General features: G+C 62.6%; 14 protein-coding genes. 3 read left to right on the top strand and 11 right to left on the bottom strand.

The features are described 5' to 3' along the window. Positions 1-46: 46 nt before the first annotated feature. From ACQ5BM_RS05115 to ribH, 4 genes are all read right to left on the bottom strand, one after another. Positions 47-2,182, bottom strand: coding sequence for a sodium-translocating pyrophosphatase (locus ACQ5BM_RS05115; RefSeq protein WP_429808623.1), 2,136 nt, complete (start codon positions 2,180-2,182; stop codon positions 47-49). Between the two features lie 194 nt (positions 2,183-2,376). Continuing rightward, on the bottom strand, positions 2,377-3,606 hold the full coding sequence (locus tag ACQ5BM_RS05110; RefSeq protein ID WP_429808621.1) for an MFS transporter: 1,230 nt from the start codon (positions 3,604-3,606) through the stop codon (positions 2,377-2,379). Positions 3,607-3,612: 6 nt separating this feature from the next. Next, positions 3,613-4,095 carry a transcription antitermination factor NusB gene (gene nusB, locus ACQ5BM_RS05105; RefSeq protein ID WP_113398386.1) on the bottom strand — a complete coding sequence of 161 codons (483 nt, stop codon included), beginning with the start codon at positions 4,093-4,095 and terminating at the stop codon, positions 3,613-3,615. Continuing rightward, positions 4,092-4,553: a 6,7-dimethyl-8-ribityllumazine synthase gene (gene ribH / locus ACQ5BM_RS05100; RefSeq protein WP_173516130.1), complete on the bottom strand. Its 462-nt coding sequence runs from the start codon at positions 4,551-4,553 to the stop codon at positions 4,092-4,094. The genes nusB and ribH overlap by 4 nt, the downstream gene beginning before the upstream one ends. Before the next feature lie 370 nt (positions 4,554-4,923). On the opposite strand from ribH, the gene ACQ5BM_RS05095 reads away from it, so the two are divergent. The 3 genes from ACQ5BM_RS05095 (at position 4,924) to ACQ5BM_RS05085 (ending at position 6,629) form a co-directional block, all read left to right on the top strand. Then, positions 4,924-5,424 carry a cupin domain-containing protein gene (locus ACQ5BM_RS05095; protein ID WP_429808618.1) on the top strand — a complete coding sequence of 167 codons (501 nt, stop codon included), beginning with the start codon at positions 4,924-4,926 and terminating at the stop codon, positions 5,422-5,424. 24 nt (positions 5,425-5,448) lie between these two features. Next, entirely contained in the window at positions 5,449-5,994 is a 546-nt protein-coding gene (locus tag ACQ5BM_RS05090) for a GNAT family N-acetyltransferase (RefSeq protein WP_429808615.1), read from the top strand. A 284-nt stretch (positions 5,995-6,278) separates the two neighbouring features. Then, a complete protein-coding gene (locus ACQ5BM_RS05085) occupies positions 6,279-6,629 on the top strand; it encodes a hypothetical protein (protein ID WP_429808612.1) in 351 nt (116 codons plus the stop codon). A gap of 92 nt (positions 6,630-6,721) precedes the next feature. On the opposite strand, the gene ACQ5BM_RS05080 is transcribed toward ACQ5BM_RS05085, so the two are convergent. The 7 genes from ACQ5BM_RS05080 to ACQ5BM_RS05050 form a co-directional block, all read right to left on the bottom strand. After that, a complete protein-coding gene (locus tag ACQ5BM_RS05080) occupies positions 6,722-7,342 on the bottom strand; it encodes a riboflavin synthase (protein ID WP_429808609.1) in 621 nt (206 codons plus the stop codon). After that, on the bottom strand, positions 7,342-8,445 hold the full coding sequence (ribD, locus tag ACQ5BM_RS05075; protein WP_429808605.1) for a bifunctional diaminohydroxyphosphoribosylaminopyrimidine deaminase/5-amino-6-(5-phosphoribosylamino)uracil reductase RibD: 1,104 nt from the start codon (positions 8,443-8,445) through the stop codon (positions 7,342-7,344). Before ribD ends, ACQ5BM_RS05080 begins: the two co-directional genes overlap by 1 nt. A gap of 20 nt (positions 8,446-8,465) precedes the next feature. Beyond that, positions 8,466-8,939: a transcriptional regulator NrdR gene (gene nrdR, locus ACQ5BM_RS05070; RefSeq protein WP_034803756.1), complete on the bottom strand. Its 474-nt coding sequence runs from the start codon at positions 8,937-8,939 to the stop codon at positions 8,466-8,468. 10 nt (positions 8,940-8,949) lie between these two features. Continuing rightward, positions 8,950-10,245 (bottom strand): serine hydroxymethyltransferase, encoded by a 1,296-nt coding sequence (glyA, locus tag ACQ5BM_RS05065; RefSeq protein ID WP_429808602.1) that lies wholly within the window; start codon positions 10,243-10,245, stop codon positions 8,950-8,952. 183 nt (positions 10,246-10,428) lie between these two features. After that, positions 10,429-11,754 (bottom strand): L,D-transpeptidase family protein, encoded by a 1,326-nt coding sequence (locus ACQ5BM_RS05060; RefSeq protein WP_429808599.1) that lies wholly within the window; start codon positions 11,752-11,754, stop codon positions 10,429-10,431. A 494-nt stretch (positions 11,755-12,248) separates the two neighbouring features. Next, the gene (gene ldtR / locus ACQ5BM_RS05055) at positions 12,249-12,761 is read right to left on the bottom strand and encodes a transcriptional regulator LdtR (protein WP_065777474.1); all 513 of its coding nucleotides are present in this window, start codon (positions 12,759-12,761) and stop codon (positions 12,249-12,251) included. Positions 12,762-12,891: 130 nt separating this feature from the next. Further along, a complete protein-coding gene (locus tag ACQ5BM_RS05050) occupies positions 12,892-13,329 on the bottom strand; it encodes a DUF6163 family protein (protein ID WP_429808941.1) in 438 nt (145 codons plus the stop codon). Positions 13,330-13,365 lie beyond the last annotated feature (36 nt).

Raw genomic sequence — 13,365 nt, 5'->3', positions numbered from 1 at the left:
GCCCGCGGAACCTCGTTCCGCGGGCCTTTTTCGTTTCAGTGGTCGATCAGGCGAGGATCGCCAACAGCAGCAGCGCCACGATGTTGGTGATCTTGATCGCCGGGTTCACCGCCGGGCCGGCGGTATCCTTGTAGGGGTCGCCCACTGTGTCGCCGGTGACGGATGCCTTGTGCGCATCCGATCCCTTCAGATGACGTTCGCCGTTCTTGTCGACGAAACCATCCTCGAAGCTCTTCTTGGCATTGTCCCAGGCGCCACCGCCCGAGGTCATCGAGATCGCCACGAAGAGGCCATTGACGATGACACCGAGAAGCGATGCGCCAAGGGCAGCGAAGGCCGAGGCCTTCGAGCCCGACAGAAGCAGTACGCCAAAGTAGACGACGACAGGTGCAAGCACCGGCAGCAGCGAGGGAACAACCATTTCGCGGATTGCCGCCTTGGTCAGAAGATCGACGGCGCGGCCATAGTCCGGCCGTTCCTTGCCTTCCATGATGCCGGGTTTTTCGCGGAACTGCCGGCGAACCTCCTCGACGATGGACCCGGCCGCACGGCCGACGGCCGTCATCGCGATACCGCCGAAGAGGTAGGGGATGAGACCGCCAAAGATCAATCCAGCCACGACGTAGGGGTTGGAGAGATCGAAGGAGATCTGTCCGACATCGGCGAAGTACGGGTACTTGTCGCCGTTGGCGGCGAAGTAGCTGAGGTCGTTCGAATAAGCGGCGAACAGCACCAGCGCGCCAAGACCGGCCGAACCGATCGCGTAGCCCTTGGTGACGGCCTTGGTAGTGTTGCCGACGGCGTCGAGCGCGTCCGTCGATTTACGCACTTCCGGCGGCAGGTGTGACATTTCCGCGATGCCGCCGGCGTTGTCGGTCACCGGCCCGAACGCATCAAGCGCCACGATCATGCCGGCAAGGCCGAGCATGGCGGTGACGGCGATGCCCGTGCCGAAGAGACCGGCGAGCTGGTAGGTGGCAATGATGCCGCCGACGATGACGATCGCCGGCAAAGCCGTCGATTCCAGCGAAACGGCGAGGCCCTGGATCACGTTGGTGCCGTGGCCGGTCACAGAGGCCTGGGCGATCGAGTTCACCGGCCGCTTGTTGGTGCCGGTATAGTATTCGGTGATAACAACGATCAGGGCCGTCACGACCAGGCCGAGGATACCGCAGAAGAACAGGTTCCAGCCGGTGACGTCCTTGCCTGCGACGGTGCCGATCGAGCCCCATCCGATCGTAAACGACGTGGCGGCGCCGAGACCGAAGATCGACAACACGCCGGTAACGATCAGGCCCTTGTAGAGCGCGCCCATGATCGAGTTGTTGGCACCGAGCTTCACGAAGAAAGTGCCGACGATCGATGTGATGATGCAGGCCGCGCAGATCGCCAGCGGATAGACCATGACGGTCGCGAGCACCGGCGTGCCGGCGAAGAAGATCGCCGCGAGCACCATGGTTGCGACGACCGAGACGGCATAGGTCTCGAAGAGGTCGGCCGCCATGCCGGCGCAATCGCCGACATTGTCGCCGACGTTGTCGGCAATCGTCGCCGGATTGCGCGGATCATCCTCGGGGATGCCGGCTTCCACCTTGCCGACGAGATCGCCGCCGACGTCGGCACCCTTGGTGAAGATGCCTCCGCCGAGACGGGCGAAGATGGAGATCAGCGAAGCGCCGAAGCCGAGCGCGACCAGCGCGTCGATGACTTCGCGCGAGGCGGGCTCATGCCCGAGGCCGACCGTGAGGACGACGTAGTAGACGGAGACGCCGAGGAGCGCCAGGCCCGCTACGAGAAGGCCGGTAATCGCGCCGGACTTGAAAGCGATGTCGAGGCCGGAGGCAAGGCTGACGGAAGCCGCCTGGGCAGTGCGGACGTTCGCCCGAACCGAAACATGCATGCCGATGAAGCCCGCAGCGCCCGAAAGGATTGCACCAATCAGGAAGCCGAACGCGGCGGCGGGGGAAAGAAGAACCCAAGCGGCGATGAAAACGACGACGCCGACGATGGCAATGGTCTTGTACTGACGCGTGAGATAGGCCTGCGCCCCTTCACGAATGTAGCCTGCGATTTCTTGCATGCGGGCGTTCCCCTGGTCGGCGGCCAGCACCGACTGTGTTGCCCAGATGGCATAAGCCACCGCGAGCAACCCGCATGCGATAACGCCCAACAAAATGGTCATTTCGCATTACCCTCCGTTACAACCCGCAGACTCACTCCCGGCCACGGGCCCCTCAAAACCGCGAATCACGCGCCACCTCCTCAAGCAGCACCTGTCACGGCGCGGCCAGAGTGCGGTTGCAACGGGAGATCGTCAAGCCCCGGAAAACGCCAGTGACAAGGCGCTCGGGCGACTTCGATTGTCGGGGGAAGGAGCTAGGCGGCGGCGTTCCGGGGAGCGCGCTTCAACAGCAACAGAAGCACGAGGCAGACAATGGTGACCGGCCAGACGACCGCGTTCAGCATGTCCCATCCATAGGCGGAGAGGACCTTGCCCGAGGCAAAGGACGACAGCGCCACGGTGCTGAACAGGATGATGTCGTGGAAGGCCTGGACCTTGTCGGCCTCCTGCGGGCGGTAGCTGCTCGCGACGATCGCCGTCGAACCGATGAAGCCGAAGTTCCAGCCGAGGCCGAGCAGCACCAGGGCGCCCCAGAAGTTCCAGAGCTCGATGCCCATATGCGCAACCGTGGCGCAGGCCATCAACAACAGCAGGCCGCAGCCGACGATACGCTCGGCGCCGAAGCGGCTGATCAGCCAGCCGGTGAAGAAGCTCGGGGCGAACATCGCCAGCACGTGCCACTGTATGCCGAGCGTCGCAAGTTCCGTCGAAAAACCGCAGCCCACGACCATCTCGACCGGCGCACCGGTCATCATGAAGGTCATCAGCGCGTAGCTGGAGATGCCGCAGACCATGCCGGTGGCGAAGCGCTGGCTGCGCACGATCGCGCCGAGAGGACGCACGGCCCGGTCGTGGTGATCTCTCACCATCGCACTCGGTTCGGGCAGCCGCAGCGGTGCGAAGAAGAATGCCGCAAGCAGGCTGATCGGCAGCAGCACAACGAATGCGCCGGCAAAGGCAACGGGCGCGAACAGATTGCCGGCAAAGATGACGATCTGCGGGCCGAGTACCGCTGAAACAATGCCACCGCCAAGGATCAGCGAGATCGCCTTGGGCTTGTAGAACGACGGGGAAGCATCGGCCGCAGCAAAGCGCAGCTTCTGGGTGAAGCCGTTCGACGAGCCGAGCATGGCAAGGGCGAAGGCAAAGAGCCAGAAGCTTTCACGGAAGAGCGCGATTGCGGCGAGCGCCGCACCTGCGGCTGCGATCCCGGTCCCGGTCATGAAGGCAAAACGACGGCCGATCACGCGCGATAGCATCGCGACCAGCACGACGCCGAGCGCCATGCCGACGTTAAAGGCGGTAAGTGGCGCGGTGGCGAGGGACTTGTCATCCGCCAGCAACTGATAGCCGGCAACGCCGCCGATGGAGAAGCAGATCGGCCCGACGACACCCATGATAGCCTGGGCTGCGGTCAGGTGAAAAACATTGCGGCGCGCTTCGCGAAGGGTGGTCCCCATGTCATCCGCAGCAACCGCAACCATAACTCTTTACTTCCTGAACTCGCTGCGGACCTGCTTGGCAATGCGGTCGAGAACGGCGTTGACCAGCTTCGGCTCGTCATCCTCGAAGAAGGCCTTGGCGATCTCGACATATTCGGTGACGATCACCGGAACGGGCACGTCCTTGCGCTCCAGCATCTCGAAGGTGCCGGCGCGCAGGATGGCGCGTACGGTGGAATCGAGCCGCGACAGCGCCCAGTCGTCCTGAAGCGCCGAACCGATCAACGGATCGAGCTTGCGCTGGTCGCGCACGACGCCGGCGACGATCGAGCGGAACCAGGACGCGTCCGCCTTCAGATAGGTATCGCCGTCGACGTCCTGGCCGAGGCGATGGGCTTCGTACTCGGCAACCACTTCGAGCACGCCGGTACCGCCAATGTCCATCTGATAGAGCGCCTGCACGGCGGCAAGGCGCGCTGCACCGCGCTGGTTGACCTGCTTCAGCGGCTGATCCGAGGGTGTCTTCGTCACTTTTCCGTGCCCAGTTTCTTCTTCAATTCAATCATGGTGAGCGCCGCGCGCGCGGCGAAGCCACCCTTGTCACCTTCCGACCGGCGGGCACGTGCCCAAGCCTGGTCGTCATTCTCGACCGTCAGGATACCATTGCCAATAGCGAGGCTTTCGCTCACGGCGAGATCCATGATGGCCCGCGAAGATTCGTTCGCGACGATATCGAAATGATAGGTCTCGCCGCGAATGACCATGCCGAGTGCGACGAAGCCGTCATATTCCGTGCCGCCCTCGTCGGCACCGTCAAGCGCCATGGCGATCGCAGCCGGGATTTCGAGCGCGCCCGGAACCGTCACGATATCATAGGTGGCCCCAGCTGCGTCCAGCGCATGCTTGGCGCCGTCGAGCAATGCATCGGCCATATCGTCATAGAAGCGCGCTTCCACAATCAGGATGTGGGCTGCCGTGGTCTCTGCCATGGATCACCTGTCTTTGAGAGTTCGTCGCCGGATGCGACCGACTGAGGCGGCGGTCAAACCATGCCCGGCGCCGAATGGCAAGCAAATTCCGCCGCGGAAGGCCTTTTGCCGCGCCGAACGGCGCCAGAATAGCCGCCCCGAAGGACGTTGGCGAAGCGCTGAAGGAGGCAACATGGCAAACGCGCGGTCCAATGTGATCCGCATGCGCTCCGCTGCAGCTACCGTCATAGGATTGCAATACGGAGACACAATCAACGTGACGTTTATCAATTTTCAACGCTTCCCTGTTGACGATCCCGCGATCGCGGGACACGGATAGGGAAGCACCGTCGATGCTTCTTGCGAAATGCACGGCGCCAGGGAGGAAGACATGACGGAAACGCGAAAACCGGTCGTCAACCCGAAGACCCTCGACCTCGATCATTGGACGAGAGGCGAGCGGTTCGAATCACGCGACGCCTCCTTCGGCGCGCTGCTCGGCCTTAGGGATCTCGGCATCGGCTACGGCGAAGTGCCGCCGGGCAAGTCCGGTTGTCCCTTCCACAATCACCACGTCGAGGAAGAGCTTTTCATCATCCTCGAAGGCGAAGGCACCTACCGCTTCGGCAGCGAACGCCATTCGGTGGGCCCGGGCGATATCCTGGGCGCGCCGGCGGGCGGGCCAGAAACGGCGCATCACCTGATCAACACCGGCACGGCTCCGCTCAAATACCTGTCGATCTCGACCATGGCAGCAACCGAGATTTGCGAGTATCCCGATTCCGGCAAGTTTCTCGCCAAGACGCGCGGCCCCGACGGCGAACGGCGCTTCCGTTTCATCGGCCGCGCGGAAAGCAGCGTCGACTATTGGGACGGCGAGCCCGGCGCTTGAGTTCACCACAGCATAGGATCGAACATGCATAGCGTGCCTATCATCGAGACAGATCGCCTCGTCCTGCGCCCCTATCGCCGTGACGATTTCCCTTCCTACGTTGCCCTGTTCGGCGATGCCGAGGTGATCCGCTTTGTCGGCGGGGTACCGTTCACGCGCGAACAATCCTGGACCCGTTTCCTGCGCCAGGTCGGCATGTGGCACTATTTCGGCTTCGGCTTCTTCGCCATCCAGGATCGGCAGACGGGGACCTTTCTTGGCGAGGCCGGGTTTCACGACGTGCATCGCGCGATCACGCCGTCACTCGAGGGAACGATGGAAACCGGATGGGCGCTGTCGCCCAAAGCCCATGGCCGGGGCCTGGCGACGGAAGCCGTCAGTGCCGCGCTCAAATGGGCCGATCAGCAATTTCCGAGACTCCGGAAAACCTGCATCATCGATATCGGAAACCACGCCTCGATCCGTGTCGCGGAAAAGCACGGCTTCCAGGAGTTCTGGCGAACGACCTATCACGGCAATCACGTAATCATGTTCGAGCGCCAGCAGACGCGTGCGAACGCCGAAACATGAACAATTTTTAATTGTTTTCCCGCCCTTGGCGCCATGGAAACGGCCAGATTCCGGCACAGTTTTCCAGGCATTGGCACGACGCGCCCCCGCCCCAAGCCGAGGAAACGTCGTCCCAATTAGTCGAAACAGTCCAGCACGTCCCACTGCGGGTTATGCAACCCGTAAACGACGCCTGCTGGCCGCTGTGGCACGAGATGGTGATCGGCCCCGGACACCCGTAGCGGTCCCGCGATCGGGCAGGAGGCCGGCGCTCGCGATGCCGCAGGCAACCAAGGAGCATGACCATGAACCGCATTGCCAAGCTTTCCGTCATCGCTGCTCTCTCCGCCCTTCCCTTCGGGGGCATCTCCTACGCGGCAGGCGCTGCGATGAACTGGCCGGCGCATATCGACCAGACGGTACGCCACTTCAAGGGCAACCACTTCACTGTCGTCGATATCGACACGCTCAAGGCAACGAGCCAGACGCGGACCTGGATCAACGAAGCGACGCCGAAGCAAGTTTCGGCCCTGCACGCCGCAGTCCGCGCCAACAGGCCGCTGGCAACCAAGCTGAAGGGCGAGAACGTCGAGATGAACAACATCGCCGGCGCCGAACGGGCGGCCGATGGCAGCCTGACCTTCTATGTGCGCTAAGCCTTAAATTGCCCCTCCTGAAACGCCACCGCCCCCAATTGGGGGCGGTACGGTTGTAACGGACATTTTCGGCAAGGAACTTCAAACTTCGCTCATGCCGGCTTGGGTGCCGGGAACTCGGCCAGGCGCGCCGCATATCGCGCCATGGTGTCGACCTCGAAGTTCACAAAATCACCGGCCTTGCGCTCGCCCCAGGTGGTGACCTCCAGCGAATGACGGATAAGCAGCACGTCGAATTCGGCGCCATCGACCTTGTTGACCGTCAGCGACGTTCCGTCGAGCGCGACGGAGCCCTTCGGCGCTACGAATTTTGCCAGATGTTCGGGTGCCCGCAGCCGAAAGCGCACCGCGTCACCTTCCGGTTCCACCGAGAGGATTTCGGCCTTGTCGTCGACATGGCCGGAGACCAGGTGGCCGCCGAGCTCATCGCCGATCTTCAGCGATCGCTCGAGGTTGATCCGCGTGCCCTTCGTCCAGCCTGCAATCGTCGTCAGCCGCAACGCTTCTTCCCAGGCCTCGACCTCGAACCAGCGCTCGTTGCTGCCGGCTTCAGGCAGGGCGGTCACCGTCAGGCACACGCCGGAATGGGCAATGGAGGCGCCCATGTCGATGGTCTTCGGATCATAGCTCGTGGCAACACGCAGCTTGATGCCTTCCTTGAGCGGGGTGACGGCATCGACGGTGCCGATATCGGTAACAATGCCTGTGAACATCAGTTCTCTCTTTCGTATTCCTCGAACAGGTCGTCGCCATACCGTGCCTCGGCGACGCGTCGGAAGCCTCTCGGCACGGACTTACGGTCAAATGGGGATGCGATACCGTTTTCGCCAATCGCCCCGGGGCCGGTGTAAAGCTGAATACGGTCGACGAGATCCGCAGCGAGAAAGGCGCGTGCCGCGACGGCTCCGCCTTCGACCATCAGGGAGGAGAGGCCGCGGGAAGCGAGCGCCGCTAGCAGATCGGCAATCGAACCGGCTTCGAGAACCTCGACGCCCGCCGCCTCCAGGGCCGCCTTGCGTGCGGCCCGGCCGTCGTCAGCATCCGTCTCGCCGGATCCATCACTGGAGACCACGATCACCGGGACATCCCGCGCCGTTCGCGCCAGTTTCGAAGCAAGCGGGAGGTCGAGCCGACGGTCGAGGACGATGCGCAGCGGCGAGCGATTTTCGAGCCCTGGCAGCCGCACGGTCAATTCGGGATCATCAGCCGTCGCCGTGCCGATCCCGACCAGGATCGCATCCGTCTCGGCCCTCAGCATCTGCACCTGCCCGCGGGAGATGGGACCGGTGATGCGAACCTGCCCCTCCCCTTTGCGGCCGATCATGCCGTCGGCCGAAACGGCAAGCTTGAGAGTCACATAGGGGCGGCGGCTGACCTGGCGCATGAGATAGGCTTCGAGCGCCCGCTGCCCCTCTTCCGCGAGAACGCCGATATCGACGGTGAGGCCGGCATCGCGCAGGCGCACGACGCCGCGCCCGGCGACGCGCTCGTCCGGATCGAGGATCGAGATCACCACGCGGGCAACGCCGGATGCGACGAGCGCGTCCGCGCAAGGCGGCGTCTTGCCGTGGTGCGAGCAGGGCTCCAGCGTCACATAGGCCGTCGCTCCCCTCGCCCCCTCGCCGGCTTCGGCAAGAGCCTGGGTTTCGGCATGCGGACGGCCGCTTCGCGCCGTCACGGCGCGCCCGACGATGACGCCGTCCTTGACGATCAGGCAGGCGACGGAAGGATTGGTGGATGTCTGTCCGAGATGATGGCGGGCCAGCCTCAGCGCCGCGGCCATGAACCTCTCGTCTTCACGGTTGGTCGCTGCCATGGCTCTATCCAGCGTGTGTTCTATTCGCCGGGATCGCGCGCGATCTTGGCGCTGATCTCGGTGATGACCTTCTCGAAATCCTCGGCATGCGAGAAATCGCGATAGACCGAAGCGTAACGCACGAAGGCAACGTCATCGAGGCTCTTGAGGGCCTCGAGCACCTGCAAACCGATTTCTTCGGAGGGAATCTCCGTCTCGCCCGAGCTTTCGAGACGCCGCACGATGCCGGAAACCGCCCGCTCGATGCGGTCGCGATCGACCGGGCGCTTCCTCAGCGCGATCTCGAAAGACCGCAGGAGCTTGTCCCGGTCGAAAGGTACCTTCCGACCGGTCTTCTTGATGATCATCAGTTCACGCAACTGCACCCGCTCGAAGGTCGTGAAGCGACCTCCGCAATCCGGACAAATCCGGCGACGGCGAATGGCGTTCCCGTCCTCTGCCGGACGGGAATCCTTCACCTGGCTGTCTTCAGAACCGCAGTAGGGGCAGCGCATGGGCGACCGATCACATGTAGCCGTACATCGGGAAACGGTCGGTCAGCTTGACGACCTTGTCGCGAACGCCCGCTTCGACGGCGGCATTGCCCTCGTCGGAGTTGGCGACCTTCAGGCCATCGAGGACCTCGACGATCAGCTCGCCGATTTCCTTGAACTCGGCTTCCTTGAAGCCGCGGGTCGTGCCAGCCGGCGTGCCGAGACGGACGCCCGAGGTGACGAACGGCTTCTCGGGATCGAACGGGATGCCGTTCTTGTTGCAGGTGATGAAGGCACGGCCGAGCGCGGCTTCTGCACGCTTGCCGGTCGCATTCTTCTTGCGCAGGTCGACGAGCATCAGGTGGTTGTCGGTGCCGCCGGAAACGATGTCGAGGCCATTGGCCTTGAGCGTTTCGGCGAGCGTCCGGGCGTTCTTGACGATCTGGGCCGCATAGTCCTTGAACGAGGGGTGCAGAGCCTCGCCGAGCGCGACCGCCTTGGCGGCGATGACGTGCATCAGCGGGCCACCCTGGAGACCCGGGAAGACGGCCGAGTTGATCTTCTTGGCGATGTCTTCGTCGTTGGTCAGAACCATGCCGCCACGCGGGCCGCGCAGCGACTTGTGCGTAGTCGTGGTGGCGACGTGGCAATGCGGGAACGGCGACGGGTGCTGGCCACCGGCAACGAGACCGGCGATGTGCGCCATGTCAACCATCAGCCAGGCGCCGATTTCGTCGGCGATCTCGCGGAAGCGCTTCCAGTCCCAGATACGCGAATAGGCCGTGCCGCCGGCGATGATCAGCTTCGGCTTGTGCTTGCGTGCCTTCTCGGCGACGTCGTCCATGTCGAGCAGGTGATCGTCTTCACGCACGCCGTAGGAGACGACGTTGAACCACTTGCCGGACATGTTGACCGGCGAACCGTGCGTCAGGTGGCCGCCCGAATTGAGGTCGAGGCCCATGAAGGTATCGCCCGGCTGCAGGAGCGCCAGGAACACGGCCTGGTTCATCTGCGAACCGGAGTTCGGCTGGACGTTGGCGAAGTTGACGCCGAAGAGCTTCTTGGCGCGCTCGATCGCCAGTTCCTCGGCGATATCGACGAACTGGCAGCCGCCGTAATAGCGCTTGCCCGGATAGCCCTCGGCATATTTGTTGGTCATGATCGAGCCCTGGGCTTCGAGCACGGCGCGGGAAACGATGTTCTCGGAGGCGATCAGTTCGATCTCGTGGCGCTGACGACCCAGCTCCTTCTCGATCGCACCGAAGATATCCGGATCGCTGTCGGCCAGAGAGCGGGTGAAGAAGGCGTCATTGGTCTGTTCAGGCATCGGCGCGAGGCTCCTCTCAAGGGTGGCAGTTCTTTAGCTTCCTCGCACGGCGAGAGCAATATCTGCTGTGCGGTTTGCGTCATTTCCCCCATCTGCCGCGCCGAAATACCGCGGGGCTCCGTGCACGAAAAAGCCGCGCGGGCAAGGCTCGCGCGGCTTCAATCGGAAAATGCCCGACTTTGCTTATTGCGGCAGATTATCCTGCTCGATCGAGCCGGCCGATTGTTCGATGCCGGTCGTCGTCTGCAATGCCAGCTGCTGTTCGCCGTCCATTTCGTAGATGTCGTCGCGGAACTGGACGATGCCGTCCATCGCTGCCCAGGCGGTGATGTACTTGAAATAGACCGGAACCTCGACCGCCAGCTTGATCGGCGAATTCTGGCCCGAACGGATCGTCGCCTCGATCTGCTGGCGCGACCAGCCGGGCGTGTCGCGCAGAAGCCACGTCGTCAGGTCGCGCACGTTCTGAACCCGCACGCAACCGGACGATTCGAAGCGCGCCAGCTTGTTGAACAGGCCCTGCTGCGGCGTGTCGTGCATGTACTCGTTGTTTTCATTATGGAAATTGATCTTCGTCGAGGCCATGGCATTGGTCTTGCCGGGATCCTGGCGGAACGTCAGGTTCGGTGCCTTTTCGGCATTCCAGTCGATTGTCTCAGGGGAGACCTCGTTGCCGCTGCCGTCGATGAGGCGGATCGCATTCTTCTCCAGATATTCCGGATCCTTGCGCATCAGCGGAACGATGTCCTTCTCGACGATCGAACGCGGCGCGGTCCAATAGGGATTGAGGATGACCTCATAGATATTCGAGTTGATGATGTGCGTCGGGCGGCTGATACGGCCGACGACGGCCGTGTGGCGCGTTGCAACGCGGCCATTTTCGACCGCCTCGATGTAGGCCGCGGGAATGTTGACGAGGACATAGCGGCTGCCGAGATCTCCGGACATGGACTGTAGCCGCACGATATTCGTGTTCAGTTGCCCAAGCCGGACATCCGCGGAGATGTTCATCGCCTTGATGGAATATTCGCCGAGCACGCCGTCCGCCGGCAGTCCGTGGCGGGCCTGGAAGCGCTTGACCGCGCCATCGACGTAGGAGTCGAATGCGCTGGAAATCCCGGCAGACTGTGGAAGGTCACCGGAAATCATCAGACGCTGGCGCAGAGCCTGCACGGCCGGATCGGAGACGCCCATCTGCAAGCGAACTGCCGAATTGACCTGCGGCCAGCCGCCGGCGGAGACGATCTGTTGATACTGCGCAATGGCGTTCTGCGTGTTGGCAAGCGTATCGATGCCGAAGATCGGATTGTTGGAAACGACGGCGGTCGCGGCCCGCGCGGCCTTCGCGTCATACTGGTCATCCCAGGAACCGCGGCGCGGCGAATTGATGATCTCGTTCAGGGCATCCTGTGCGCTTGCCGCGCCAGCGACCGCCACAGCACCGAAGGTTGCCGCCGAGCGCAGAAAGGCGCGGCGCGAGAATGCATCAATTCCATTCTTTTTCGACATATTCCTACCATCCCAATGCGTTGGCACGCGCCCTATGCGCTGGCACGCATGTTGCCGGAGCCCTAACACGATCGTGGTTAACAAAGGTCAACCAACGAGCCACCCTGCCCTCACAAGTTTTCACGATACCGCGAGTGACAACCCTCATCCGGCAGGCGAAACGCGAAATGAATCCACGCTCGAGAAACCACGTGGCCGCACCTACCGCATGTCGTCGTCGCTGTCACAGCAATATGGCCAATTCGTGTCTCGGCGAGGCTGAACGACGACGTGACACGCCATTTGCTTTTCACCGCAACGGACAGGCCCGCAGGTAGGTCGCAGACAGCAACATTTTGATTTTCTAATATTTTCCGTCCGGAAAGCCGGCCAGACGCGGGATTGGCGTGCCAATGGGGTGCGGCTTTTGGGCAACAGAACGCGACGCCGACAAATGGCAAAGGTCGGACACGCAGGGATTGCGCCCGACCCTTGAACTGGAGGTTTTGTCTGGATCAGAGACGGTACATGATCGAGTCGTTCCAGAAGCGATCCAGGCGCTGCAGCAGCTTGTTCATCTGGGTGAACTCGTCCGAACCGATGCCGCCGACCTTCTGGATCGAGCCGATGTGGCGCTCATAAAGCTTGGCGACGGTTTCGGCGATGTCCTGGCCGTCTTCCGTCAGGCTGATGCGAACCGAGCGGCGATCGACGCGGGAGCGCTGGTGGTTGATCAGGCCAAGGTCGACGAGCTTCTTGACGTTGTAGGAGACGTTCGAGCCGAGGTAGTAGCCGCGGGAGCGAAGTTCGCCGGCGGTCAGTTCCGAATTGCCGATGTTGAAGAGCAACAGGGCCTGGACGGCGTTGACGTCGCTGCGACCTTCGCGGTCGAACTCGTCCTTGATGACGTCGAGCAGACGGCGATGCAGGCGCTCGACGAGGTGAAGGGATTCCATGTAGAGACCACGGATGGTTTCTTCCTGAGGGTCTCGGGGCTGAGCCGCCTGCGGCTTCATCTTGGTGTTCATTTGACTGCCTCACTGTTTTGTTTGGCGGTGTCTGTTTGTCTTCCCGCCTTGAGTGAGACCCTATCGAATACGTCTAAAATTCTACTTAAACCGCAGCCTTAACAAGAGCTTGCCATTTGACGAGCCTGTCTCAGGGTGAATCAACTCTTACCTGCTTGGCCTGCCGCCAACGCTGATAGAAGAGTGCCGCCCGGAAAAGAACGAAGGTCACGGCAACCGCCGCATGCAGCACGAGCAGCAGCGGACGGGCGCCGAAACTGGTCGGATAGAACTCGTACATGGCGATCTCGATCGCCGCGGCGACCACCCAGACCACGGGCCCCCAGGAGACGAGCAGCCAGAGGCCGAGCGCCGCAACGGGATAGACGACGGCGAGCGCGGTGGCGGCCGCACGCCATTCGGGAGACAGGAGATCGAAGCGACCGGCGCCGCCATGGGAAAAGCCGATCAGCATGGCCCAGTAATTGAGTGCGAACCAGATGCACGAGGCAGCGACCAGACGCAAGAAGACACCGAAGAGGATCTCGGTGAGCGATGGTTTCGGCACATGGGCAGAATCATGAAGCATGGTCGGCAAGATAGGGCGGCTCTTGCTCCTCCGCCA

Origin of the sequence: Ensifer sp. B1-9, assembly GCF_050474445.1 — a bacterium.
In the GTDB taxonomy this organism is placed as follows: Bacteria; Pseudomonadota; Alphaproteobacteria; order Rhizobiales; family Rhizobiaceae; genus Ensifer.
This window is presented reverse-complemented; position numbering and strand designations above follow the sequence as displayed.

Excerpts from the sequence above, each read along its gene's own strand:
- ribD (WP_429808605.1), bottom strand. The coding sequence starts at position 8,445 with ATGGCAGCGACCAACCGTGAAGACGAGAGGTTCATGGCCGCGGCGCTG.
- ldtR (WP_065777474.1), bottom strand. The coding sequence starts at position 12,761 with ATGAACACCAAGATGAAGCCGCAGGCGGCTCAGCCCCGAGACCCTCAG.
- ACQ5BM_RS05110 (WP_429808621.1), bottom strand. The coding sequence starts at position 3,606 with ATGGTTGCGGTTGCTGCGGATGACATGGGGACCACCCTTCGCGAAGCG.
- ACQ5BM_RS05080 (WP_429808609.1), bottom strand. The coding sequence starts at position 7,342 with ATGTTCACAGGCATTGTTACCGATATCGGCACCGTCGATGCCGTCACC.
- ribH (WP_173516130.1), bottom strand. The coding sequence starts at position 4,553 with ATGGCAGAGACCACGGCAGCCCACATCCTGATTGTGGAAGCGCGCTTC.
- ACQ5BM_RS05085 (WP_429808612.1), top strand. The coding sequence starts at position 6,279 with ATGAACCGCATTGCCAAGCTTTCCGTCATCGCTGCTCTCTCCGCCCTT.
- ACQ5BM_RS05115 (WP_429808623.1), bottom strand. The coding sequence starts at position 2,182 with ATGACCATTTTGTTGGGCGTTATCGCATGCGGGTTGCTCGCGGTGGCT.
- ACQ5BM_RS05095 (WP_429808618.1), top strand. The coding sequence starts at position 4,924 with ATGACGGAAACGCGAAAACCGGTCGTCAACCCGAAGACCCTCGACCTC.
- ACQ5BM_RS05060 (WP_429808599.1), bottom strand. The coding sequence starts at position 11,754 with ATGTCGAAAAAGAATGGAATTGATGCATTCTCGCGCCGCGCCTTTCTG.
- glyA (WP_429808602.1), bottom strand. The coding sequence starts at position 10,245 with ATGCCTGAACAGACCAATGACGCCTTCTTCACCCGCTCTCTGGCCGAC.
- nrdR (WP_034803756.1), bottom strand. The coding sequence starts at position 8,939 with ATGCGCTGCCCCTACTGCGGTTCTGAAGACAGCCAGGTGAAGGATTCC.
- ACQ5BM_RS05050 (WP_429808941.1), bottom strand. The coding sequence starts at position 13,329 with ATGCTTCATGATTCTGCCCATGTGCCGAAACCATCGCTCACCGAGATC.
- ACQ5BM_RS05090 (WP_429808615.1), top strand. The coding sequence starts at position 5,449 with ATGCATAGCGTGCCTATCATCGAGACAGATCGCCTCGTCCTGCGCCCC.